A 380-nucleotide genomic window follows, 5' to 3' on the forward strand; every position below is an offset into this window, starting at 1 on the left:
CCAATCGTAGCCAATGTCGTTGGATTAGTCGGTGATGGCACACCTGGATTGGCCTGACTATCATCAACCGCTACAGGTGATTGAAGAGTATCTGTAGCTGTACTGTTATCGTTTGCCGTATCATCTTCAGTGACGGGTGTGGTGCCATCAGGACCTGTCGCACTTGGGATTGCAGTATTTATAATATCAGGACCAGCATCGATTTGTGCCTGACTTATTGCTCTGGTAGCTATACACGAGGCACTTGCACCAACCGCCAAAGTCGCAATTGGACAACCTGTTAGTGTGCCACTGTCGATATTAGTATCGGCAACTGTTAGGTTGGTTAATGCGACATTACCTGTGTTTACAAAGTCAAAGGTATAAGTAATCGTTCCTGG

Annotated in this window: 1 protein-coding gene; it reads right to left on the minus strand. The window is 46.3% G+C overall.

What is annotated here, in order from left to right:
• Window positions 1–380 (minus strand): DUF7507 domain-containing protein (locus OO007_RS20240; RefSeq protein WP_325810191.1); only part of this gene is annotated, 380 nt, incomplete at both ends.

This window comes from Cocleimonas sp. KMM 6892 (genome assembly GCF_035798195.1).
Taxonomy (GTDB): domain Bacteria; phylum Pseudomonadota; class Gammaproteobacteria; order Thiotrichales; family Thiotrichaceae; genus Cocleimonas; species Cocleimonas flava.